Annotated in this window: 17 protein-coding genes and 2 pseudogenes; 10 read left to right on the top strand and 9 right to left on the bottom strand. The window is 41.7% G+C overall.

Features of this window, described 5'->3' with window-relative positions; translation table 11 throughout:
• Positions 1 to 32: 32 nt before the first annotated feature.
• The 4 genes from KA717_35510 (at position 33) to KA717_35495 (ending at position 3,274) form a co-directional block, all read left to right on the top strand.
• Complete coding sequence (locus KA717_35510; GenBank protein ID UXE60743.1) at positions 33 to 788, top strand: CHAP domain-containing protein; 756 nt, start codon at positions 33 to 35, stop codon at positions 786 to 788.
• Between the two features lie 170 nt (positions 789 to 958).
• Positions 959 to 1,417 carry a CHAP domain-containing protein gene (locus tag KA717_35505; protein UXE60742.1) on the top strand — a complete coding sequence of 153 codons (459 nt, stop codon included), beginning with the start codon at positions 959 to 961 and terminating at the stop codon, positions 1,415 to 1,417.
• A 219-nt stretch (positions 1,418 to 1,636) separates the two neighbouring features.
• Positions 1,637 to 1,897: a hypothetical protein gene (locus tag KA717_35500; protein UXE60741.1), complete on the top strand. Its 261-nt coding sequence runs from the start codon at positions 1,637 to 1,639 to the stop codon at positions 1,895 to 1,897.
• 159 nt (positions 1,898 to 2,056) lie between these two features.
• Entirely contained in the window at positions 2,057 to 3,274 is a 1,218-nt protein-coding gene (locus KA717_35495) for a DUF2252 domain-containing protein (protein ID UXE60740.1), read from the top strand.
• 275 nt (positions 3,275 to 3,549) lie between these two features.
• Here KA717_35495 and KA717_35490 read toward each other — a convergent pair whose 3' ends face one another.
• Positions 3,550 to 4,194 carry a hypothetical protein gene (locus KA717_35490; GenBank protein UXE60739.1) on the bottom strand — a complete coding sequence of 215 codons (645 nt, stop codon included), beginning with the start codon at positions 4,192 to 4,194 and terminating at the stop codon, positions 3,550 to 3,552.
• 163 nt (positions 4,195 to 4,357) lie between these two features.
• Between KA717_35490 and KA717_35485 the strand changes: the two genes are divergently transcribed.
• On the top strand, positions 4,358 to 5,173 hold the full coding sequence (locus KA717_35485; protein ID UXE60738.1) for an inositol monophosphatase family protein: 816 nt from the start codon (positions 4,358 to 4,360) through the stop codon (positions 5,171 to 5,173).
• A gap of 80 nt (positions 5,174 to 5,253) precedes the next feature.
• Here the strand turns inward: KA717_35485 and dnaK are convergent, their stop codons facing one another.
• Entirely contained in the window at positions 5,254 to 7,158 is a 1,905-nt protein-coding gene (dnaK, locus tag KA717_35480; GenBank protein ID UXE60737.1) for a molecular chaperone DnaK, read from the bottom strand.
• A 347-nt stretch (positions 7,159 to 7,505) separates the two neighbouring features.
• Between dnaK and KA717_35475 the strand changes: the two genes are divergently transcribed.
• Positions 7,506 to 8,630, top strand: a complete 1,125-nt coding sequence (locus tag KA717_35475) for a site-2 protease family protein (GenBank protein ID UXE64875.1) — start codon at positions 7,506 to 7,508, stop codon at positions 8,628 to 8,630.
• 521 nt (positions 8,631 to 9,151) lie between these two features.
• Here KA717_35475 and KA717_35470 read toward each other — a convergent pair.
• From KA717_35470 to KA717_35450, 5 genes and pseudogenes are all read right to left on the bottom strand, one after another.
• Positions 9,152 to 9,583, bottom strand: a complete 432-nt coding sequence (locus KA717_35470; protein ID UXE60736.1) for a DUF29 domain-containing protein — start codon at positions 9,581 to 9,583, stop codon at positions 9,152 to 9,154.
• Positions 9,584 to 9,637: 54 nt separating this feature from the next.
• A complete protein-coding gene (locus KA717_35465; protein ID UXE60735.1) occupies positions 9,638 to 11,674 on the bottom strand; it encodes an AAA family ATPase in 2,037 nt (678 codons plus the stop codon).
• 146 nt (positions 11,675 to 11,820) lie between these two features.
• A pseudogene (locus tag KA717_35460) lies at positions 11,821 to 14,142 on the bottom strand (hypothetical protein).
• 9 nt (positions 14,143 to 14,151) lie between these two features.
• A complete protein-coding gene (locus KA717_35455; GenBank protein ID UXE64874.1) occupies positions 14,152 to 15,117 on the bottom strand; it encodes a GIY-YIG nuclease family protein in 966 nt (321 codons plus the stop codon).
• A 289-nt stretch (positions 15,118 to 15,406) separates the two neighbouring features.
• Positions 15,407 to 16,435, bottom strand: a pseudogene (locus tag KA717_35450) (ATP cone domain-containing protein).
• 364 nt (positions 16,436 to 16,799) lie between these two features.
• Here KA717_35450 and KA717_35445 point away from each other — a divergent pair.
• Positions 16,800 to 17,315, top strand: a complete 516-nt coding sequence (locus KA717_35445; GenBank protein ID UXE60734.1) for a Tol biopolymer transporter periplasmic protein — start codon at positions 16,800 to 16,802, stop codon at positions 17,313 to 17,315.
• Here KA717_35445 and KA717_35440 read toward each other — a convergent pair.
• Entirely contained in the window at positions 17,310 to 18,632 is a 1,323-nt protein-coding gene (locus KA717_35440; GenBank protein ID UXE64873.1) for a homoserine dehydrogenase, read from the bottom strand. The two genes, KA717_35445 and KA717_35440, sit on opposite strands and share 6 nt — an antisense overlap.
• Positions 18,633 to 19,121: 489 nt before the next feature.
• Here KA717_35440 and psbD point away from each other — a divergent pair, with 489 nt between their 5' ends.
• From psbD to KA717_35425, 3 genes are all read left to right on the top strand, one after another.
• The gene (gene psbD / locus KA717_35435) at positions 19,122 to 20,180 is read left to right on the top strand and encodes a photosystem II D2 protein (photosystem q(a) protein) (protein ID UXE60733.1); all 1,059 of its coding nucleotides are present in this window, start codon (positions 19,122 to 19,124) and stop codon (positions 20,178 to 20,180) included.
• Positions 20,164 to 21,549, top strand: a complete 1,386-nt coding sequence (psbC, locus tag KA717_35430; GenBank protein ID UXE60732.1) for a photosystem II reaction center protein CP43 — start codon at positions 20,164 to 20,166, stop codon at positions 21,547 to 21,549. Before psbD ends, psbC begins: the two co-directional genes overlap by 17 nt.
• Positions 21,550 to 21,640: 91 nt before the next feature.
• A complete protein-coding gene (locus KA717_35425; GenBank protein UXE60731.1) occupies positions 21,641 to 22,564 on the top strand; it encodes a methionine synthase in 924 nt (307 codons plus the stop codon).
• Between the two features lie 113 nt (positions 22,565 to 22,677).
• On the opposite strand, the gene KA717_35420 is transcribed toward KA717_35425, so the two are convergent.
• Positions 22,678 to 23,793, bottom strand: a complete 1,116-nt coding sequence (locus KA717_35420) for an S-(hydroxymethyl)glutathione dehydrogenase/class III alcohol dehydrogenase (GenBank protein UXE60730.1) — start codon at positions 23,791 to 23,793, stop codon at positions 22,678 to 22,680.
• Positions 23,794 to 23,862: the final 69 nt, after the last annotated feature.

The raw sequence follows: 23,862 nt of genomic DNA, 5'->3' as shown, positions 1-23,862 counted from the left end.
TTCACACTTACTTTATCGAGGAATTTACAACTATGACTACTGCACAACAAGTTCTTCACATCGCGGCCAGTGAAATTGGTTACAAAGAAAACCCTCCAAATTCTAACCATAACAAATTTGGAGTTTGGTATGGCATGGATCATCAGCCTTGGTGTGCGATGTTTGTTTCTTATTGCTTCTATACTGCTGGTTTACCTTTGTCTGTTCCAGCACCGAAAGGTACACCAAAAGGTTTTGCTTTCTGTCCCTACGGAGTTGAGTGGTTCAAAAATAAAGGTTGGTGGCACACAACCCCTCAAGTTGGCGATGTCGTCTTTTACGATTGGCAAGGTGATGGAAAGTCTGATCACGTTGGCATTGTAGAAAAAGTTAATCCCAATGGCTCCATTGTTGCCATTGAAGGCAATACTTCTAAGGGGAATAATTCCAATGGCGGACAGGTTATGCGGCGTGATGATCGAACAAGCCAACAAATCAAAGGTTATGTTCGTCCTCCTTATGATGTGCCTCCCCAACCTCCTCATAATCCTGATGATTCTGATGTCGCTCCTCCTTGGCCAGAACGTTACATTTCTCTAACTAGCCCCAATATGGAAGGTCAGGATGTATCACTTTGGCAGCGGCAAATGATACGTCGTGGTTGGAATCTTGATGCAGATAATGTCTTTAGCGAACGAGATCATGAAGTCTTAATCAAATTTCAACAACAAAAAGGATTAGAAGTTGATGGCAAAATTGGCCCCATTTCATGGCGTATGGCATGGGAGAGTCCTATCACTCCTGACTAATTAATTGCGAAATCTGGTAGGTATTGCTCAATCTACAACTCACTTCCTGTCTTATCCGTGAAATAACACTGAGTAGGGTTTGGAAATTGAGTGATGCCTCATCTCATGAGCATTAAGTTTTGAAGATCAATCAAAAATCTCTGATATGATTTTTAGGAGAATTTAGTTTTATGACAACTGCACAACAAGTTCTACAAGTTGCAGCTAACGAAATTGGCTACAAAGAACAGCCTCTGGGATCTGATCATACTAAATATGGTGTTTGGTTTGGTATAGATCCTGCACCTTGGGCCGCAATGTTTGTTTCTTATTGCTTTTATATGGCTGGCTTACCTTTACCAATTACTACACCGAAAGGTTTCGCTTTCCATCCTTATGCAGCAAAATGGTTTAAAGAGCATGGATGGTGGGATACAGCGCCTCAAGTCGGTGATGTTGTCTTCTTTGACTGGCAAGCTGATGGTTCAGCCGATCATGTTGGCATTGTTGAAAAAGTTAACCCTGATAATTCAATCGTTGCGATTCGGGGAAATGTTGAAAATCAAGTTTGTCGGCGTAGTAGTAGTACAGGAATGATGGGTTACGGCAGACCACCTTATACATCCACAACCAATAACGAACCACATTAGTTAAGTACGATGCTGTATAGCCAGAAAATTCAAGTTGGTCTGCTTGTGTGTCTATTTTTTTCATTCCAGACACCAATTCTGTGGGCTTCCGAACACCCATCTCGAAAAACAAGTAATTCATTGAATCATTCAACTGGCAGCTTTGTTACTCCAAGCGGGAACATTTATTGTTCCCTTGTTAGCGAAAACAAAGACTCATTGCGCTGCGAAATACGGAGTATGTTAAAACCTCTACCACCTCAGCCTTATTCTGGCTACTGTGAATTTGATTGGGGTGCTGGTTTTCTACTCCGTCAGCAGGGCAAACCTGAAATTCTTTGCATTAGTGATACCATTGGCGGCAGTAAATATGAGCTTTCTTATGAAAATATTTGGAGAAGTTCAGGTTTTAAATGTATATCAAAAAGAACTGGATTAATATGTAGTAATCCCGATGGTCACGGTTTTTTTCTTAGTCGTGATAAATGGAATATTTTCTAGAGATTATTAATATAATGCTCTCATCTTAACTTACTAATTAGCATAAAGCTCAACAATTTTGTGGAAATACTTCCCAAAATATTAAATTGATCAAGAAGTATTTCCCATTTCAGCAAACCATTAGTTATTTTTAATCAGATTTTTCTGAAGGAGATTCCGATGTGCAACTCAGATATATGTCAACGAATTAAAGAATTTAACAGTAATCCAGGACGTGATCAAGAATTAGTTCAACTCAAGTATAAAAAAATGAAGGAAAATCCCTTTGTTTTCCTACGAGGAAGTTGTCACTTATTTTACGAAGATTGGCCGAGCGATTCTCCTCTTAATCAGGCTCCCCTAAGCTGGATTTGTGGTGATTTACATCTAGAAAATTTTGGTAGCTATAAAGGAGATAATCGCCTAACTTATTTCGATGTTAATGATTTTGACGAATCTGTTTTAGCTCCCTGCACTTTTGATGTTACTCGCCTCATCACCAGTCTTTTTTTAGCAGTTGATGAAATTAAACCTTGTTCTGCCGATCCGTTGGCATTAGCAACGCTTTTTTTAAACAGCTATACTACCACCCTAAGTGATGGAAAAGCCCGTTGGATTGAGCGGGACACGGCGGAAGGTTTAGTCGAAGCATTACTAAATGAGGTACACGACAAAGATCGAGCTAAATTTTTAGACAAAAAAGCACCTGTTAATGACAAAAATGTACGAAAAATTGAGATTAAACCAGACAAAACTTGCCCAGTTACTTCTCCAACTTTTAACGATGTCAAAACTGCATTACAAAAATTTGCTGAGAGTCAAGAAAATCCTGATTTTTTTAATGTAATTGATATTGTTTGGCGCATTGCAGGTACAGGCAGTTTAGGCTTAAAACGTTATCTCGTGCTTGTTGAGGGAAAAGGGTCTCCCGATGATAATTATTTGCTTGACTTAAAGCAATCAATTCCGTCAAGCCTTACCAGATTCATCTCATACTTTTCCCAATCACGATGGAATAATGAATCTCAACGAATTATCGCAAATCAGAAAAAAATGCAAGCGATCACACCGGCTTTGCTACATTCTTTAGAAATTAACGGAGAACATTTTGTGATGCGGGAATATCAACCCAATGAAGACAAGATTGATCTCTCCTCTGACAACCCAAATCTAGACCAACAATCCCTAGAGAAATTAATGAAAACGCTAGGTGATATTGTTGCCTGGTCTCACCTTCGTAGTAGTGGACGACAAGGAGCCGCTAATGCCGACGCATTGGTTGATTTTGCCCAAGATACTCAGTGGCATCAAGAAGTTCTAGGCTATGCTCAAAAGTATAGTCAAAAAGTCATAGCAAATCATCAAGAATTTAAAGACAGTGCGATCACCAATTCGTAGATTAGGTTGACGAAAGAAAACTCAGTTTTCTTGTGGGCAATGTTCAAAAATCAAAAAGCGATCGCCAACTCTAAAAATAGTCCTTGCTGTAAAATTTTCGTTGATTACATCTGACGCGAGCTCGAAAGCCCTATCGTACCGTTTCATAGGATAATCTATCAACGAATTATTTACAGGTAGGTTAATTTTAGGGATAGAAAGTTGAGTCCGTTACAGTATCTGCGGTACACTTTCGCCTCGTTTCACCCGCTTCTGTAAAGCGATCACTGTTCAGTTCAGTGAGGAATATTAATTTTAGGGATAGAAAGTTGAGTCCGTTCTGCCTGTAAATGATCTAAAACCGTTTGACGAATGTGGGGATCGGATTCCTGGCTTAATAACAGATTAAAGTAAATTTCTAATTCTTGCTTTTCCCCTGGGACTAAGACGGATTGATGAGCACGTTTGGTTAATTGTCGCACTGCAATCAGGCGTTTTAGGGGATCGGATTCAGTTAATTGTTGCAAAAGACGTTCAAATTGATTATCGCTCTGTTGTTTTTGCTGATGAAGAATATGCCAACTTAACAGACCAAGGGTTAATAACGTTCCTACCCCTTCAGCAATCATCCCCGTTGCTAACCAGCGATTGTCCGTATCTGCCCACAATTCCGCTGCAATGTAGGTACTCAAGGCCGCTAAACTGCCACTGCCCACCGCGAGGGTTAACTTTCCCTGGGAACCTTTGAAAAACCCTTGCCAAAGAAGCCAGTAACGTTGCCAATTTTCTCCAAGGGCCAGATAAACTAGGCCCATACTGCCCATACCGGCTGCCGTTGCCATAACCAATTTCCAATTCCATGACAACATGAGAACTGTGCCAAAGGATGCCAGGCTCCAACGCCCCCATTTACGGACTTCAGGACGGTTTAATAATTGCATTCCTGAGGAGGTTAGGTGAGTCGGTAAGATCGCTGGAAAAATAGCGGGAAAGTGTTTCCCCTTAAACGAAACCTGGGTCACAGCAAATTCCTATAGTATGTGATGATGACTATATCGCTCGTTTCGGGCTGCTAATCCACTATACCAAGAAGTTGACATGGAGATGTTTTGGACTGAGGTCTTGGAATTTTGTCAGGTTGCCACCACCGCGATCGCTACAGAATTGGTGACGAAATTTGCCAAAGTCGCGGCTACCCATAAGGCCGATGGTACTCTAGTGACTCAAGCAGATCAATGGACGGATCAAGAACTCCGCGATCGCCTAGCGGAACGTTTTCCTGAGCATGGTGTTTTAACCGAAGAAACCGAGCATATTTTTCCGGCCAATGATTGGTGTTGGATTATTGACCCCATTGATGGAACAACTAACTTTACCAGAGGCATTCCTATTTGGGGCATTTCCCTAGGATTACTCTATCGCGGTACTCCCGTCTATGGTTATGTTCATTTTCCCCTCTTAAATCAATCTTTTTGGGGTTATTGGCTGCAAGATTCGGGCTTAACGGGGCCAGAGGGAGCCTATTTGAATGGAGAATTAATTGAGACAAGTCAAGATGAACCAAGTTTAAATCATGTATTTACTCTCTGTTCGCGGAGTACGGACATTATGTCAAAGCCTTTTCCCTGTAAGTTTCGACTGGTGGGAGTGACCAGTTATAACATTCTCTTAGTTGCATCGGGAACGGCCTTGGGGGGAGTAGAAAAGACTCCTAAAATTTGGGATATTGCGGGGGCTTGGCCGATTTTACGGGCAGCCGGTGGGCTGTTTATTTTCCTTGATCCTCAAACCGAATTTCCCCTAACGATTGGCGAAAATTATGGGGATTGCCCATTTCCCTGTTTATCAGTTAGTCGTCCTGAATTGGTCGATGTTTTCAAACCATTAGTTAGCAAAGCGATCGCCTCTTCCGATGTTTGAAAAAAGCGATCGCTATTCTTGGATAAGTGCCAATCACCCTTTGAGCATCGTTACTCAGCCGGTAATGAGGTTCAATTATCCTATTCTGAGAATTCAGCATCAATGACATCATCGCCACCGCTACTGCCAGGGGTTGGGCCCGCACTACCACCAGGAGCCGCTCCCGTTCCTTCAGGGCCACCTGCTTGTTGATACATACTAGTTCCAATACTATAAAGTACCTGTTGTAATTCGGGCAGTAAGCTTTGAATCTTCTCATCGTTTTCGGCGGCGATCGCTTCTTTAAGATCCTTGATTAGACCCTCAGCTTTGGTTTTGTCGGCACTGGGAACCTTGTCACCCAATTCACTAATTTGTTTTTCGGCTTGATAAACGAGGGAATCAGCTTGGTTTTTGCGATCAATTTTGTCCCGACGTTCTTTATCTGCCGCTGCATTGGATTCGGCTTCTTTGACCATGCGTTCCACTTCCGTATCGGGTAGGGTAGAAGCACCGGTAATACTGATGGATTGCTCCTTGCCAGTACCGCGATCTTTAGCTGTGACATTGAGAATACCATTGGCATCAATATCAAAGGTTACTTCAATTTGAGGTACACCACGAGGAGCCGGAGGAATACCATCTAAACGGAAGGTTCCCAGACTCTTATTGTCGCGGGACATTTCTCGTTCCCCTTGCAACACATGGATTTCCACATTGGTTTGACCATCCACTGCGGTGGAGAAGGTTTCCGATTTCTTGGTGGGAATGGTGGTGTTACGGGGAATAATTTTAGTCATCACACCGCCCAGGGTTTCTACACCGAGGGACAGAGGTGAAACGTCAAGCAAGAGAATATCTTTGACTTCACCGGCTAAGACACCGCCTTGAATAGCAGCACCCACTGCCACCACTTCATCGGGGTTAACACTTTGGTTCGGGTCTTTGCCTAGTACCTTTTTCACCAGTTCTTGTACCGCAGGGATACGGGTCGAACCACCAACCAGAACCACTTCATCTAAAGCACTCTTGTCAATTTTGGCATCCCGGACAGCATTTTCCACAGGGATGCGGCAACGATCAATCAAATCAGAACAAAGTTCCTCAAATTTTGAGCGGCTGAGGGTGGTATCTAAATGTTTAGGGCCATCCTGGGTAGCAGTGATAAAGGGTAAGTTGATTTCGGTTTGGGTTACACCAGACAGTTCAATTTTGGCTTTTTCGGCTGCTTCGGTGAGACGTTGCAGAGCTTGTTTATCGGAACGAAGATCAATCCCTTCAACTTTTTTGAACTCTTCCGCTAGGAAGTCCACAATCTTTTTGTCAAAGTCATCGCCACCTAGGTGGGTATCACCGGAAGTTGCTAATACTTCAAAGACACCATCGCCTACTTCTAATACAGATACGTCAAAGGTTCCACCGCCCAAGTCAAAGACCAGAATGGTTTCATTGCTCTTTTTGTCTAAACCATAGGCCAGAGAAGCCGCCGTGGGTTCGTTGATAATCCGTAGCACTTCAATACCGGCAATTTTACCCGCGTCTTTGGTGGCTTGACGCTGGGAATCGTTAAAGTAAGCAGGAACCGTGATCACTGCCTGGGTAACGGTTTCTCCTAGATATTTGCTGGCATCATCAACTAATTTACGTAAAACTTGAGCCGAAATTTCTTCGGGAGCGAATTGTTTTTCTTGGGCAGGACAGTCTAATTTCACATTGCCCGTGCTATCCCGTAATGCTTTGTAGGATACTTCTGTTGCTTCATTTGTAATTTCGTCATATTTCCGTCCAATGAAGCGTTTGACGGAATAAAAGGTGTTGCCAGGGTTCATGACCGCTTGGCGTTTGGCAATTTGACCCACGAGGCGATCGCCGTTTTTAGCATAGGCTACGACAGAGGGAGTGGTACGAAACCCTTCGGCATTAGCAATAACGGTAGGTTTGCCGCCTTCCATCACAGCGACACAGGAGTTTGTCGTTCCTAAATCAATACCAACTACTTTTCCCATAATATCGGTTGCTCCGAAATAACTATAAGGACTACTTAAGGATCTGAACTGTATTAGTGTCTATAAACTAATCAAGTCTTTAGCAGTTCGAGAACTTATTTATAGTGTGCCTGGCAGAGGTGTATTTAAGGGAGTGTAGTTTTCCGAACCTGTTAGGGGGGTTAGAACGCTACCCAGGTCTTGATGGCCGCTATTTAGGAAGGGATCGCAAGAGCAAGATTTCGTTGAATGACGCTCCTCGCTCCCAGTCCCCCCACTTCCCGCTCTGATAACCGAACGCTTTAGGGCGGTATTTACATCCTTAGGAATTCTTAATTTAAATTTACATTTCGTTACAATTGGGACATATCGCTTCTCACCTGATTGGAGAGTTTGGCTTGAATAACAATCTGCGCCTTGGTACTTTATTTGGGATTCCTTTCTTTGTGAATCCGTCCTGGTTTCTAGTGCTAGGACTGGTGACGCTGACCTATGGGCAGGAATTGACAGTTTTTCCCCAGTTAACAGGGATTACTCCTTGGTTTTTAGGATTAGTGACTGCCTTGCTGCTATTTGCTTCCGTTGTTGCCCATGAATTGGGTCATAGCTTACTGGCGATCGCCCAGGGCATTGAAGTGAAATCGATTACCCTCTTTTTATTTGGAGGATTAGCCAATTTAGAAAAGGAATCGGAAACGCCTCTAGAAGCTTTTGCAGTGGCGATCGCCGGGCCATTGGTGAGTCTAATTCTATGTGGATTACTCACAATCCTGGGTGCAAACCTATCTTTACCGTTACCTTTGCAAGCGATCGTTGCCCTATTAGCGGCAATTAATTTGGCACTAGCCTTATTTAATCTCATTCCAGGTTTGCCCTTAGATGGTGGGAATATTCTCAAGGCCCTAGTTTGGCAAATCACTGGGAATCAAAATAAAGGTATTTTGTTAGCGAGTCGTGTGGGTCAAGTCTTTGGTTGGTTAGCGATTGGTGTAGGCAGTTTAGGGATTTTGCGCGTTCTACCAGTGGGTGATTTCTGGACAGTATTAGTCGGTTGGTTTTTGTTACAAAATGCTGGTTTTTCGGCCCGTAATGTCCAAGTGAAAGAAACGATGTCTGCTTATACTGCCCAGGATGCAATTATTCCCAACAGCCCGATTGTGGGAGAAGCGTTAAACTTACGGGAATTTGTTAATAACTATGTGATTGGTAAAACCCCTTGGCGTAAATTCTTAGTTACGAACGCGATCGGTCAATTAGTCGGCAGCCTAGAAGTCGATGCTCTCAAAAATATTCCGACTTCAGATTGGACACAGTTTTCTATTCATGATGTGATGCAAGCTCCTGATCAGCTAAAAACGGTCAATGCGACTGAATCTCTCTTTGAAGTTGCTCAACGTTTAGAAAAAGACAAAATTCCGCAATTAGCAGTGGTTAAAGACAGTGGTGAATTATTAGGATTACTCGAAAAAGCATCGATTATCCAATGTTTGTAAAAACCCTTAGCGGTTTAAATTCTATGCTTATTGTAAATTTTTCGTTGATTATGTCTGATGTTATCACGGAAGTCTTATCATACCTTTTCCCAGGAAAAGCTATCAACGAATTATTTACAGGTAGTAAAATTTGCTGATATTGTTTAAAATCGTCTCTAACTTGTGAAGGTAGAAGAGGAAAATCTTCAATATCAATTAGTTTGTGCAATTGAATCAGGTATTTAGTCTTCAGTCTTCATAGCCTCTTTACTCTAACCATTCTCTTAATTCCTTCTCATTAATTTCTTCTCCTTCTTGAATAGTCGTAATCCATTGACTAGGATCGTCTAAATCTTTAAATTCGTTCAATTGCCCTTTCTTCCGCCGAAAAAGTATGATCGCACATTGCCACTTTGCGATCGCTTATCCCTTTTTGAGCAATATAAGCGATTAGGTCTAAACATTCATTCCAAGTTAGGAGCTCAATCTGTTGTTTAACGTCTTGTAAAATTGATTGAGACATTTTTTGACATTGTTTATTGCTAGGGTAAATAATCTGTATTTAGAATATTTTCAATCGTATAAGGACATTGTTCAGGAAAAGTCGCGATCGCTAATTCGGTCTCATCGGCGGCTTGTAATCTGGCTTCTTGATAAGATTCTAACCAAATTTCGGATAGATAGGTTTTTAAACTGGGGCTAACTTTCGGATCATCTCGAATTTGGTAACGATGCCGCCGAATAGAGGCTTTGATCTCTCCTGATCGTTGTTCGGGTTGATATTGCCATTTTAACAAAAGTTTTAAAACGACGATTAAATTGGTTTCAATGACCTGTTTTTCGTTAAGTGCTAAGTCTTGAATTTCTTCAATTAGGTTATCAAGATCAATTTCTTGAAAGTTACGTTGCTCTGGGATTTTTACTGTTTCTTGTATCCATTGATAATAATCTTGGTTGTAAAGAGTTGAATTCATAGGATTTAATTTATAAATTGATTAAACAAAAGTAATAAAAAGAGAGCGACGGCTCTATGTTATTTGGATACCATTAGATTTACAAATAAAATGAATTAGTTTTTCAATCCATCCTTCTAATTTAATTTTAATAGAAGAATTAGTTATCTTTTCAAAATTTTCTTTTGAAACTGGATAAGATTTTACTAACTTTCTAGCAAGGTTTATTTTGTCAGCATTTGGACTTCTTTTGACTTTGCTACTTTTATATTTCCAAAAGTAACTGTATATCGTTTTGCCACTTATTTTGTCAACATTGCGATGATTTTGCTTGATGATTTCTTCAACGATATCAGGATTTAGATAATTTTCAACTTCTCGACCATCCGTAATCCAGTGAAAACCTTCAAATTCGGTATTTTCAAATTCTGCTTTAATTCTTTCAATGGCTGGCTTTAAAGAGTCATTTTTATTACTTTTATCGCTATCACACATAATTACGGTGTTACGATTAATTTTTAATAAAGAAATAAAGTCGGTCAAATCTTGTTCTAAGTCATCCTCATCTTCTGAATCAGATACCGATAAATGACTCAATAAGCCACCACCATAGAACATAATTGTATAATGAATTTTTTCTTTTAGTTCTGGTGAAAAACATTGAATCCAATAGTTTAAATAAATACGGTCTGATGGGCCTTCTACCCAAATAACGCAATTGGTTTGTAGTAAATCTGAGGGCTTGTATCCTAAATCAGATAACACCGTAGTTTTATGATTATCTGTTTCAACTCTGTTGACAATAGAGCAACCATTTTCATAACTAACATGAAATATTGATACGTCAGGGGTATCTAAAAAGTGAGCGGAATGGGTTGTAATAAAATATTGATTATTAGTTTTTTCTTGAAGATAGCTGATCAACTTTTTTTGTAAAAGTGGATGCAAATGTAATTCTGGCTCTTCCATACAAATCACTTGATTTTCTTTAATTGTTGCCGCCGCCGCCAAGATAATGACTTCATGAATTCCTGTTCCTAAAGATTGTAATGGTAGAATTTTTCCATCCATTTCTACTAATATTTTTGATTTATCATGAGGAATTTCTATCTTAGCTGATTCATTATCTGTGACAGTTCTTAAGAATTGATTGATTTTATTAAATTGTTCTTTTTTATGTTGCTCAGAATAATCAGGTTGTTGTAATTTTAGTAATCCATCAATTAAGCCCTGACCGTTAAATTCTTTTTTTTCATCAAAAGTCGTACCTGGATTTCCTATTTCCCTAATAGCAGGAATAAGACTTATTCCAAAGTCTTCTTTGAAATAACTTTTAAAATAGCCTGAATAATCTAGCATAAAATCACAAACATAACCAAAAATTTCTTTTAAGTATGATATTTTATTATCATTTTCTATTCTTTTATTTTCTTTTTCTTGATCAATTGGATGATCAAAACGAGAAGAATCGAAACTTTGTTTAATTGATTTAATTTCAGATTTTTTACTGTTTTCAGTTAAATTTTTCCATCCCTCTAATCCATTTTGTTTTAGATCGGAATGAAGTCCTTCTAAGTATTCTGTTGTAAATTGCTTATCTGAAGAAATTATTTTCTCAAAATCATTAATTTCTAAATTTTTAAACTCGAAATGACTACCTATTGAATATTGATGATTGGTTAGGCAAAAATAAGAATCTTCATTTTTAGATAACTGATCTGATTCTAGAATTTTCTGTAAAATTTCATTCTTAGGCTGATTTTCAAGTTTGTATCTGAAACTATTATTATTATTCTTTGGAATAGATTTATGTTTATTAATTAATTCTTCTTTCCAGCCTTTTCTAGCATAAAAGTAAAACTCTGTTTTGATCTCATTTTTCTGCAAAAGTGCAAAATCATGATAATCAACATTCTCAAATTCTATCTCTTCCCCGCGAAATATCGAAAGATAATGTTTGTATAAAAAATTTAATATATTGGATTTGCCAGAGTTATTGCGACCGATAAACAGATTAACTTTTTTAAAAGGATATATCTGTTGAATATCTTTAGGAAAGCTTCGATAAGAAGAAATACCCAAGCCATGAATATAAACACAATCATTGTTCATAAAGATAAAGCGTTTTTAAACCAAACAAAATTTTCAAAAATGCGGAAAATGGAGTAGATAAGTTTCTAAAATACTAACGTTGCTTTTAAGTAAGTTAGAAACTATTTTTCTAATCAATTAAGCTCAGAATTATTCACGTTTAAGCTTTAATTGGCACAAGCTGTACAAGAGTCCTCTGAGTCCTTGAAATTATCTTTCTGTACTGTACGAACATAATAGATCGCCTTGCAACCCATTTGCCAAGCCAGCACTAAAAGCTCAAAAATGTCCTTAGCGTTTAAACTGCGTTCTGGTTCTTCATGAAAATACACCCCATGATTGAGATTAAAGAGTAATTCCATCGAAATTCCCGTATCAATCCATTGCTGAATGGTAGCAACCGCCTTAACCACTTTGGTCTGATCTAAACTCTTATTCTCTGGATAAAACCAGAAACATTTATTGATGAAAGGAGGAGCAATGGGAACGGTTCCTTTAGCCCATTTATCATAGAAGAAACGACTATAAACGGGTAAAATACTGGCCGTACAACCTTGTACTAAAGATGATGAGGTGTTGGGCGCGATCGCCGTTATGTGAGAATTCCGAATACCATAGGTTTTAATATCTTCAGAAAGTTGTTGCCAGCGATCGCCCTGGGACGCATTTTCCAGAAACCATTCAACCGGCTTAGAACCAATTAATAGCCCCTTACTCCAATCACTACCGACAAAAGCTTGATAGGGTTTCCGTTCCTTAGCTAACTCCATTGAAGCCTGAGTACAGTAATACCCCATATCCTCAAATAAGTCACTAATTTTATCGAGGCGATCGTAGGTTAAATGACGTTTTGCTAACCAATCAGCTAACCCCATTGCCCCCACTCCAATCGTGCGATATTGATCATTATGATTTTTTGCTTCGGTAAAAGGAGGATGGGTTAACTCAATCGTATTGTCTAACATTCTGACCGCAATTTGACAGCATTCTGCCAGGTTTTTATCCTCGACATTGGCTAAATTTAAGCTAACTAAATTACAGCAATGACTTTCCTGCCCAGGGGTCACATTAGAAAATGACTCTGTACATTGTCCAGTCAAGATACCATTAAACATTCCTAAATGACGTTTAGGCTCAGAAAAACAATAAGTGTCATCGCGCCGACAAGTTAATTGAACTTCTTGAACCTGAATAAATTGACTCGCTGATCGTTGAGGTTCTTTTAAATTCCACTGTAAGCGATGAGTTTTCAGTCCTAGTTGACCTAATTGGAATAAACCAACTGAAGAAATAAGCAATCGATATTTAGACTGACAGAGATATTCTTGATAATTACCAATTCCGTTTGGCATTAACTGATAGCCAGCATCATCCATTAGAGTAACTTTTGAATCAACACCCAAGGTTTGTAACATCAGGCGAATATCGAGCAAAAATTGCTGATTAACAGAGGCTATCTGGAGAGACTCATTAGAGCCGTTACGGGCAACTGTTCCATCCGCATCCAGTAGTCCTGCTAACCAATCCAATCGAGATTTAATCGTGTAACCGTTAAGCGGCACTGTAAATTTAGCTGGAATATCTAGTGGCAACTTACAAATAATTCGATCCTGTTTAATATCATGATAAACAGCAACGATATTCGTTTCCTTCCGCCATTGTGTTCCGTTTTCTAGGGAGCCTCCCCCCCGATATTTATTACGAACAGCCAGAAAAGGAAGCAATTCTTTTTTCACGCCATAGAGATCAATTTCTGGTATTCCTTTGCCCCCATAACTGCCATCCCCACAAAAGAACCCTGATGTATAAGCATAGGGAAAATTAATATCGTTTTCCGACTGAACTAGAGGAAGTTGATATTTAATCAGTTTATCTCCCTGCTTTAAATCCTTGGCCTCTACAATCTCAACGGTTCCCTTGTAATTTTTTTGGATATGGAATTTGTGATAATAGGTACATTCTAGAGATTCGCCATTAGAAAAGTGGACTTTTAGCAAAGGTTGGTTTTCCCCCGTCTTTTTGACCAATACACCTGACCATTCAGAACCATTCCATACATTAACCTGTTCACCGACTAGATCGGCAATGGCAAATTGTCCCTTATCGGTCAGGATTCTGGTTTCTCCCGCAACGCAAAGGTTTACGCCAGGAATATAACCTGCGTGTTTATTAGGATTAGCGCGATTAATCGTATCTTTAAAAGCTAGATAGGGCATTCCCGTCTCTAACTGCGATCGCATAATTGTTTTAAACAATTCACGAGCATTCACCCGTTTATAGAGGGTAATTTTCCGGTCTAATTGACTCTCAATTAATTGATAAGCTCGTTCAAATTCTTCTCCCCATAATTCCGCTAATTCAATATCTAAATTTGTACGAACTTCATAGGGATCAATTAATATCCAATCCTGTTTATTAACGACCCGACGCATAAATTCATCAGGTAGGATTAATTGGGGAAAAACATCATACGCCTTACGACGTTGATCCGTTAATGTTCATCTTGATTCGCTACTCTCAAGACTGTCTTCCCAGTAACTCCATTTGTAGCCGTGTGCTTTTTGTCGCTGACCTTTACAACACATACAAATTTTTGAAGAAGAAGCCGCATTCACAAAGTTTGCTGCTTGAGTCATGGTTTCAAAAATCCGTAACACTTGATCGGTTTCGAGGCAAATCATGGCTACTTGTTTTTTCTTTAGGTGATAACTCGGCGCGCCTTTTTCGATTTCTAGAATTTTGTACATCGAAAGCCCCGTTTTGTTTTGAGCTTCTACCCTTGAAGTGTACATAATTCCATCAATTTCAATAGGCTTTTTACCGACCCTAAAACTTAAAACTTCTGCTAGAGTTACTTGGTCTCTTCCTAATTTTTGTCGGCATTGCAGGAGTTCATCTTTAGTCAAATGATACTTTTGGCAAGCTTCTTTATAGGAAGCAAATGTCTCATTATTAAATAGGACTACTTTTGGCGTTTTGACCAAATTGTCACGTTTGAGCGTTTCTTGATTATTATTTTCAGAAATTAGCCCAACCCATTCATAATCAATTAGATTTAGCTTAATTCTCCTATCTATCTGTGCCCTGGTATAGCCGAGGGCTAGAGCCGCTTCTGTAATCGTAGAATAGATACTTCCTTGAATTTTGATCGCTTTAGCGTTGGGCTTAACTTTAGGGGGTTTACCACCACCCAAACAAAGATTGTAAGTGTTTTTGCTTTTTACAAAATCTTCGTTAACGATTGTCGCTTCAGCCGCTAAGGCTTCTTTCTCAGAGTTAAAGGTTTGGAGAATCTCGAATCTTACATTGTCCTTTCCGTATTTTTGAATCGCGGCGGCGATCGCACTTCGGCTGACAGAAGATGGCTTACAGTGATGATTCCATCTTTGTTGCGGATTATCGGTAATGCCAATGTAAATCTTTTGATTAGGGGTTGTGATTTGGTAAAGGTAGAACCGAGACATTTGAGACAACTTACACTTTCATGTAAGACCAGACTATATCTTTATCCTACAGTTTAATTTATAGGATACCTCCTACTTCCACTCGCTTGAGTGTACTCCCTTTGGGATAGTCGTTGAACCCGATTCATTTTCACAAATCTCGGCTGCTGATGACCCATTGTTACATCTGTCTATTTTTAAACGTTCACACTGACTATTACTAGTTATGTTGTAGTTAGAGCAGCTTTAGGGTTTTCCAGCAATTCAGGAGGTGCATTTACACTATTGCTAATGTAAAGGGCTACAATTAACCATTTTCAGTCTGCATTTCTAAAAATTCTGGCACGTCTAAATGCCAAATATCAATGCCAACCGTTACTGCTCCTGCGCGGCGACCTCCCTGATTAACCGCGATCGCCGTATCATTTAACAATTTGATCCAGGGAATAACACCGCCCGACGCATTAGCTTTGTGCATTACCCAACTACCGGTTGCCCGAATACGACTTAGGTTTGCACCGACTCCACCCCCATTTTTAGAAATACGAGCCGCATTGGTAATCTCGTTAAAAATACTCTCTAAATTGTCGTCAATGCCAACAATAAAACAACTGGTTAAAGAACCATTAGGAACCCGTAAATTAGCTAAAATAGGCGTTGCTAAAGAAATTTGTCGAGAAGCGATCGCCTCATAGAATTTTTTAGCCCATTTAAGACGATTATGGGCCGATTCCACAGACGCTAACAGTAAAGAGCAGGTGAGCAGAGCTTCCTGGGGCAATTCATCGGGTAATAAATAACGACTCGTTAATAAAACGGCTCCTGCGTAGTCATAATCCGTATCCCAATCTGGACGAATCCAAGACCCAGCCTCTTGTAATTCTTCCGTTGAGTAAATTGCTAACCGATTATCGTAGCGATGGGCCGCTATTTTAGAGCGAACGGTTTCGGCGTAATTGCCGTACTGATAACCGCGACTCACTAAAGTATCTTTCCATAAACTCCAGATATGAAGCCGACCTGCCACATATCGCCAGTCTGGTTCGTCAGGACTGCACATTTCCAAAGCACAACCAATCAAATTATCCTGAATTTCTCGCGTACTAATACCATCGCGTAAACGAGTCGTTAACCCTGCCTCTAAGGCGATGGGATTAACCTCCAAGCCGCGACAGGCCCATTCAACGACAATCCGAATTTTGCTGATATTGAGACCAGTCGAGGAACCATCACGACGTATAACTTGAATCATTTTATGACTGGGGTTAGACAGGCCGAAGGGAGCGAAAGGGTGATCAGTTTTTGGGGCTGTTAACGTGGGGGACAGTGTTGGTTGCATAGAACAGGTTTAATGATGAAGATAACGGGTGAGGACGTTGCTTAATGAGGACGTTGCTTAGGGGTCACTCTGCCCTATTTATCTTAGCTTACACCACAGATATAGTGTAGTCAATCAAAATATAACTCTAAATATGGAATCGGCTCAGGGTAAGGGCTGCCCTCTTGGCTGTTATTTTTGCTACTTTTTGGGGCAAGTTGTGAAAAGTTAAGCGGCGATCGCGGATCGATCATTTGGTTATTATAGTTGGCATAAAAGTTGTTCAAGTTCCTTAATGACGTTAAATCGCCCCCGTAAAATCATTCACCGAGTACGCTCCTCCCTACCCTCCTTAATCCTCCCTAACCTCACCTTCAAAGGCCCGTTGAAACAGATTACCCCTTGGGCGATCGCTTATTTGACCCTTAATTTACTAACGGCTTGTGGTGGTTATCCCCGTTATCTTAATTTTCCTTTTGACTCAGGGGGTAGAGGATTAAATAGTCCTGCCGAAGAACTGACCCCACAGATAGCGTCTCCCTATGTGGTTTTTGTTTCCGATCGCAATAGTTCCCAGGCAGTCTATTTGTTCGATACTCAACGCCGCCGATTAGTGGATTTGCCAGGCCTAAACTCTCTGAATGAAATTGCCTCCCATCCTGCTATTACCGAAGACGGGCGTTATATTGTCTTTAGTGCCAGTCGTCAGGGTAAATCGGATATTTATTTGTATGATCGGGAAACCCAGCAAAAACGCAATTTAAGCGAGTCTCTCAATTTTGAAACCCGCAATCCTACCATTAGTGCCGATGGCGATAGAATTGCCTTTGAAGTCGCCCAAAATGGGCAGTGGGATATTATGGTGGTTGATCGTTCAGGAGCGGTTTTAAATAATCTATAAAACCCGTAAAACGCTAGGAATGGATTTAATCGAGGCTAATTCACTGATACTTTTTAAAGCATCACGGAAATTTCCTTCTCTAACATTATGGGTAACGACCACAATTTCGGCGGAATCTTGCTGAAGTCCAATTTGGACAACCGATTCTAAACTAACTCCATGCTCCCCAAAACTCATGCCTAAATGACCGATCACCTTGGGTACATCTCGACAAATAAAACGGGCATAAAAACGTGTCTCTAAAGCTTCAATCGGCGTTATTTGACAGTAATGTTGATGGGTGCAACAAAGTAACGGGTCGAGGGCAGGATTATCGTCGCTACTGGACAGAATACCCACGATATTAACCATATCGGAAATGACAGCACTAGCGGTAGGGCCAGCTCCGGCTCCTCGGCCATAGAACATCACTTGACCGAGAGGTTCCCCTGTCACCAAAATACCGTTATATACGCCGTTAATATTGGCTAAGGGATGCTCTTTGGGTAAGAGGGTCGGGTGAACTCGCAGTTGTAAGGCATCGGATTCTTCGCTTTGTAATGCTTCTGTGTGAGGCTCTGTCGCTGTTTCACAGATCGCTAATAACTTAATCACAAATCCTAATTTATCGGCGTAGGCAATATCTACTGCACTCACTTGACGAATACCTTCACAGTAAACATCTTCTCGCTTGACTCGTCCACCAAAACCGAGGGAGGCCAAAATGGCAATTTTATCGGCGGCATCCAAACCATCCACATCGGCGGAGGGATCGGCTTCGGCATAGCCCAATTTCTGCGCGATCGCCAACACATCTGCAAAATCTGCCCCTTCATGGGTCATTTGGGTGAGGATATAGTTAGTTGTACCATTGACAATCCCCATAATGCTTTGAATCCGATTGGCTCCTAGGGATTGCTTCAGGGGTTTGATAATCGGAATTCCCCCACCAACAGCCGCTTCTAGTAGGACATAGACTCCGGCAGCATTGGCCGCAGTATAAATTTCATCGCCATAACGAGCAATGACCGCTTTATTGGCCGTAACAATATGTTTTTTGTGGGCAATGGCTTTCAAGATCAGCGATCGCGCCGGTTCCAATCCCCCCAACAGTTCGACAATAATGGTAATTTCGGGATCAGTGACGATGCTTTCCAGGTCAGTGGTCAATAGATCGGCAGCCAGACTCACGCTTCGCACTTTTGTCAAGGAACGTACCCCCACCCGATGGATCTCAATTTCCCTAAGTAGAGGACTCCGACCCACTGGATCTTGGAGAATAGCAACGGTTCCAGACCCCACTGTCCCTAAGCCCAACAAACCAATCTTAAACGCCACAGTCACCTTTCCTTTTTCCTGGTCTTTTTCTAGATTAGCGGTTTCCTGTCCCAATTTCGAGCGGCTAACGGCGATCGCGGCTCAAAACCAGGCAGAATATGTTCTTAAGTAGAAATGCTTAACGAAATAGATGATGCTCCCCTGGCCAGGAAAACAATGAGAAAAAATATGTCATTTTGTAAATTTTTTGCTAATAATGTTTAAAGTAGATTATGACTTATAACTGCCCAAACCCCCACTAGCTAGGATTTTCCTGGCAAAATCCCCCTTTAAAAATAAGGTAATAGGCTAGGTCTTTTTGACGAATGCCTCTGGGATAGGATGAATCGCGTTGAGAAAACCGGATGCAGTTAAACTGAGCCAGTTTTCAAGGGTCTCGTCTTATAAGACAATGAGATTTAACGCGAAATACCCAATGTCCCCTTAAGAGATCTTGCCTTTGATTCCGATTCGGGCAAGAGGATTAAAATAAGCAAGAGGATTGAAATTATGACGATTGCTGTCGGACGCGCCCCAGCAGAACAGGGGTGGTTTGATGCCCTCGATGACTGGTTAAAGCGCGATCGCTTCGTATTCATTGGTTGGTCTGGGTTACTTCTATTTCCCTGTGCCTTCCTTGCCCTCGGTGGTTGGTTAACGGGAACCACCTTTGTTACCTCTTGGTACACTCACGGGTTAGCCAGTTCCTACCTCGAAGGTGCTAACTTCTTAACCGTTGCTGTTTCTTCTCCCGCCGACGCTTTCGGTCACTCCATTCTCTTTTTATGGGGCCCTGAAGCCCAAGGTAATTTTACTCGCTGGTGTCAAATCGGTGGTCTGTGGCCCTTTGTGGCTCTGCACGGTGCTTTTGGCTTGATCGGCTTTATGCTGCGTCAGTTTGAAATTTCCCGTCTGGTTGGCATTCGTCCCTATAACGCGATCGCCTTCTCTGGCCCCATTGCTGTCTTTGTCAGCGTCTTTTTAATGTACCCCTTGGGTCAATCTAGCTGGTTTTTTGCCCCTAGCTTTGGCGTAGCTGGAATTTTCCGCTTCATTCTCTTCCTACAAGGTTTCCACAACTGGACTCTCAACCCCTTCCACATGATGGGTGTTGCGGGAATTCTCGGTGGTGCTTTACTTTGCGCGATTCATGGTGCAACGGTAGAAAACACCTTGTTTGAAGATAGTGATCAAGCCAATACCTTCCGCGCTTTTGAACCGACTCAAGCCGAAGAAACCTATTCAATGGTGACAGCAAACCGTTTCTGGTCACAGATTTTCGGGATCGCTTTCTCCAACAAACGCTGGTTACACTTCTTCATGCTCTTTGTGCCGGTAACGGGCCTGTGGATGAGTGCCGTGGGTATCGTCGGTTTAGCTTTAAACCTGCGTGCCTATGACTTTGTTTCCCAAGAACTACGGGCTGCTGAAGACCCAGAGTTTGAAACGTTCTACACTAAGAATATCCTATTAAATGAGGGGATGCGAGCTTGGATGGCTCCGCAGGATCAACCCCACGAAAACTTTATTTTCCCTGAGGAGGTTCTTCCCCGTGGTAACGCTCTCTAATACTTCTATGGTCGGGGGGGGTCGTGACATTGACTCTACTGGATTTGCTTGGTGGTCGGGTAATGCCCGTCTGATCAACTTATCAGGTAAATTGCTCGGTGCTCACGTTGCCCACGCTGGTTTGATTGTCTTCTGGGCTGGGGCCATGACTATTTTTGAAGTGGCCCACTTCATTCCTGAAAAGCCCATGTACGAACAGGGTTTAATCTTACTACCTCACCTAGCTACCCTCGGTTGGGGCGTTGGCCCTGGTGGTGAAGTCATTGATACCTTCCCCTATTTTGTAGTGGGAGTATTGCACTTAATTTCTTCAGCCGTTTTAGGGTTAGGCGGAATCTACCACGCCATTCGCGGCCCCGAAACCCTCGAAGAATATTCCAGCTTCTTTGGTTATGACTGGAAAGATAAAAACCAAATGACGAACATCATTGGCTATCACCTGATTTTGTTGGGTTGTGGTGCCTTGTTGTTGGTGTTTAAAGCCATGTTCTTTGGTGGGGTTTATGATACCTGGGCGCCTGGTGGTGGTGATGTACGGATTATTACCAATCCGACCCTGAATCCCGCAACGATTTTTGGTTATTTGATCAAAGCTCCCTTTGGCGGTGAAGGTTGGATCATCAGTGTTAACAACATGGAAGATATCATCGGCGGTCACATTTGGATCGGCTTGATTTGTATCTTCGGTGGTATCTGGCACATTTTAACCAAACCTTTTGGTTGGGCGCGTCGTGCCTTAATCTGGTCGGGGGAAGCTTATCTTGCCTACAGTCTCGGTGCGTTGTCCTTAATGGGCTTTATCGCTTCGGTCTTCGTTTGGTTTAACAATACGGCTTATCCCAGTGAGTTCTTTGGCCCCACTGGCATGGAAGCTTCTCAGTCCCAAGCTTTTACCTTCCTAGTACGTGACCAACGGATGGGAGCTAATATTGCTTCTGCCCAAGGCCCCACTGGTTTAGGAAAATATTTAATGCGATCGCCGACTGGAGAAATTATCTTTGGTGGTGAAACCATGCGTTTCTGGGATTTCCGTGGCCCCTGGTTAGAGCCTCTGCGTGGCCCCAATGGTCTGGACTTAGACAAACTTCGTAATGATGTTCAACCTTGGCAAGTCCGTCGGGCGGCTGAATACATGACCCATGCTCCCCTCGGTTCTTTGAACTCAGTAGGTGGCGTTATTACAGACGTTAACTCGTTTAACTATGTGTCTCCCCGTGCTTGGTTAGCGACTTCTCACTTCGTTCTCGGTTTCTTCTTCCTAGTTGGACATCTCTGGCACGCTGGTCGTGCGCGGGCTGCTGCTGCTGGTTTTGAGAAAGGAATTGATCGTGAAAGTGAACCAACTCTCTTCATGCCTGATTTAGACTAATTAGATTGAGTCTTCAAATTTTTGAACTCCTGCCATTGTGGTGGGAGTTTTTGTCACTGATTCCAATCCTTGCAGACTACTTTATTTTGAGATGTTGGAGATTCAAGCAAAGTCAATGAAACGAGGCATTTATATTACAGCCAATGATCGAGCAACGGAGCAGGCGATCGCGCTTTTAAACAGCATTCGACTGCATGATTCTGAGATAGAAATTGTGCTGATTCCCTACGATGATCATTATCAACAGGTTGCGAGTATTTTACAAGAACGCTTTGGGGTCACTCTTTACGAAGATTTAGACCTGATTGAGCGACTTTCTCAGCAATTACAACAAACGTTTGGAGAGAAATTTTTTGCCAGGGCTAACCAATTTCGCAAACAGGCTTGTTGGTATGGTGCTTTCGAGGAATTTTTATACATTGATACCGATATTGTCGTTTTCGAGAAAATTATTGACAATCTAGATTATTTGAATGAGTACGATTTTCTAAGCTGTGATTATCAACACAAAGGAGGAATTGCTAATGTCTTTACCTCAAAAATTTTAGAGGCAGGTGTTTTGACAGAAGTAGAATGCCAAGATGTTTTTAATGGCGGTTTCTGGGCATCAAAAAGAAATTTAATCAGTGAAGCAGAGCTCTATCAAACATTTGCAGAATGCGCCGCTCATCCGGAGTACTTTGATTTTTCCCAAAAGACCTCTGATCAACCCATTCTTAATTATCTTATTTTGAAACGAATTCCACGCCGTTTTAATCTGGTTCGCAGACCGGGTAATGCTCCAGGTAATTGGGCAAAAAGTTCTCAATTTATTGAAAAAGACCATCTTTTGTATGATCCAAATCATCAGCAATTTTTACAATATTTACATTGGGCTGGAGTCCGCTTAGAACCAGGTTGCCCCTATTGGTCAATTTGGGAATATTATCGTTACTTACAGGAAGAAAAACCGTCTCGAACCACGCCCGCCTCTTTTCATTCATGGGCAGAAAAATTACGTCGTAAATTTAATTAGGGTTTGCTGAAGACAGCACTTTGCTTGATCACAGTGTAAAGACAAAAAGCTAAAATGCTTACTGAGCAAGGTTTCTAAAAAAACTGTGCGTCAATATCCTGATAAGGGCTGTATCAATCTGGAAAGGTAATGACCGTGCGAATCGATTTACCTTGGTGCATTAACTCAAACGCCTCATTAATCTGACTGAGAGGTAATACCTGAGTAATTAACTCATCAATCTTAATTTTTCCCTCCATATACCAATCCACAATTTTCGGCACATCCGTCCGTCCCCTGGCACCGCCAAAGGCCGATCCCTGCCAAACCCTTCCCGTGACCAATTGAAAAGGACGCGTAGCAATTTCTTCCCCAGCCCCTGCCACACCGATGACGGTAGAAACGCCCCAACCCTTATGACAACATTCCAAGGCCTGACGCATGAGATTGACATTACCAACACATTCAAAGCTATAGTCGGCTCCCCCCTTGGTTAACTCCACCAGATAGGCGACTAAATCTCCCTCAATGTCCTGGGGATTGACAAAATGGGTCATGCCAAACTTCTCTGCTAGTTCACGTCGATTAGTATTAATATCAATCCCGACAATCATTCTGGCTCCGACTAACTTGGCCCCTTGAATAACATTGAGTCCAATTCCTCCCAAACCAAAAACGACGACCGTAGAACCTGGCTCCACTTTTGCCGTATTAATTACCGCTCCAATGCCGGTCGTTACGCCGCAACCGATATAACAAACTTTGTCGAAGGGAGCATCTTCCCGAATTTTGGCTAGGGCGATTTCGGGTAATACGGTGTAGTTGGCAAAGGTAGAAGTGCCCATATAGTGGTGCAGTTTTTTGCCCTGATAGGAAAAACGACTAGTCCCATCCGGCATTAAGCCTCGACCCTGGGTAAGTCGAATCGCCTGGCAAAGATTGGTTTTAAAACTGAGACAATATTCACATTCTCGGCATTCAGGGATATAGAGCGGAATAACATGATCGCCTGGCTTTAAACTTTTGACCCCTTCTCCCACTTCTACGACCATACCAGCCCCCTCATGGCCCAAAATAGTCGGAAATAAACCCTCTGGATCTTTTCCTGACAGGGTATAGGCATCAGTATGACAAACCCCCGTGGCTTTAATTTCGACTAGAACTTCCCCTGCTTGAGGCCCTTCTAGCTGAACTGTTTCAATACTGAGAGGTTGACTCGCTTCCCAGGCCACTGCCGCTTTCACATCCATGACGATCGCTCCAAACTGTTACCTGGGATTGTATCGAAAAAGATCTTCATTGAATAGCCTAAAACGCCC

The sequence above is a fragment of the Woronichinia naegeliana WA131 genome, from assembly GCA_025370055.1.
Classification (GTDB): Bacteria; Cyanobacteriota; Cyanobacteriia; order Cyanobacteriales; family Microcystaceae; genus Woronichinia; species Woronichinia naegeliana.
The sequence above is the reverse complement of the archived record's forward strand: the minus strand, read 5'-3'. Positions and strand labels throughout refer to the sequence as shown.